This window comes from Halopseudomonas formosensis (assembly GCF_900115905.1).
Classification (GTDB): Bacteria; Pseudomonadota; Gammaproteobacteria; order Pseudomonadales; family Pseudomonadaceae; genus Halopseudomonas; species Halopseudomonas formosensis.
The window spans coordinates 1-1,450 of record NZ_FOYD01000011.1 but is presented as its reverse complement, the minus strand read 5'-3'; the positions used below and the strand labels follow the sequence as shown (position 1 = coordinate 1,450).

The 1,450-nt window shown below is 64.8% G+C and carries 2 protein-coding genes; both read right to left on the bottom strand.

What is annotated here, in order from left to right:
• Nucleotides 1-902 (bottom strand): electron transfer flavoprotein subunit alpha/FixB family protein (locus tag BM046_RS16335; RefSeq protein ID WP_218150041.1); only part of this gene is annotated, 902 nt, incomplete at its 3' end.
• 1 nt (nt 903) lies between these two features.
• Nucleotides 904-1,450: electron transfer flavoprotein subunit beta/FixA family protein (locus tag BM046_RS13290; protein WP_090540291.1), on the bottom strand; the 547-nt coding region annotated here is incomplete at its 5' end.

Here is a 1,450-nt window from a genome sequence, read left to right as displayed (position 1 = left end):
GCCTCGAACAGGTCGGCAACCAGGCCGTAGTCGGCAACCTGGAAGATCGGCGCTTCTTCGTCCTTGTTGATCGCCACGATCACCTTGGAGTCCTTCATGCCGGCCAGGTGCTGGATGGCACCGGAGATGCCCACGGCGATGTACAGCTGCGGCGCAACGATCTTGCCGGTCTGACCGACCTGCATGTCGTTGGGCACGAAGCCGGCGTCCACCGCGGCGCGGGAGGCGCCAACGGCAGCACCCAGCTTGTCGGCCAGGCTGTACAGCAGCTGGAAGTTGTCGCCGTTCTGCATGCCGCGACCACCGGAGACCACCACCTTGGCACCGGCCAGTTCGGGGCGGTCGGACTTGGCCAGCTCTTCGCCAACAAAGGCGGAGATGCCGGCGTCCTGGGCAGATGCAACGGCTTCGATGGCGGCGCTGCCACCTTCGGCGGCTACGGCGTCAAAGCCGGTGGCGCGTACGGTGATCACCTTCACCGGGGCGTCGGATTTGACGGTGGCGATGGCGTTACCGGCATAGATCGGACGCTTGAAGGTGTCCGGGCTCTCGACGCTGATGATCTCGGAGATCTGGTCAACGTCCAGCAGGGCAGCCACGCGCGGCAGGTAGTTCTTGCCGTTGGTGCTGGCCGGGGCCAGGATGTGGCTGTAGCCCTTGCCGATCTCGGCGATCAGCAGGGAGACGTTTTCCGGCAGCAGGTTGGCGTAGGCGGCGTTGTCGGCCACCAGCACCTTGGAAACACCGGCGATCTTGGCAGCGGCTTCCGCTACTGCGCCACAGCCGGCACCGGCAACCAGTACCTCGATGTCGCCACCGATGGCCTGGGCGGCTGCCACGGTGTTCAGGGTGGCGGCATTCAGTTCGGCGTTGTTGTGTTCGGCAATAACCAGAATCGTCATGTCAGATCACCTTGGCTTCGTTCTTCAGTTTGTCGACCAGCTCGTCCACGGTCTTGACCTTGATGCCGGCGCTGCGGGCAGCCGGCGCTTCGACCTTGACGGTGCTCAGGGTGGAGGCGGTGCTCACGCCCAGCTCTTCCGGTTTGAGGGTCTCCAGCGGCTTCTTCTTGGCCTTCATGATGTTCGGCAGCGAAGCGTAGCGCGGCTCGTTCAGGCGCAGGTCGGTGGTGACGATGGCCGGCAGTTTCAGGTCAACGGTCTGCAGACCGCCGTCGATCTCGCGGGTGACCTTGACGCGGTCGCCTTCCACAGCCACTTCCGAGGCGAAGGTGCCCTGGGCGTAGCCGGACAGCGCAGCCAGCATCTGGCCGGTCTGGTTGTTGTCGGAGTCGATGGCCTGCTTGCCGAGGATCACCAGCTGCGGCTGCTCCTTGTCGACCACGGCCTTGAGCAGCTTGGCGATGGCCAGGGAGTTCAGTTCGTCGTTGCTCTCGATCAGCACGGCGCGGTCGGCACCCAGTGCCAGAGCGGTACGCAGCTGCTCCTGG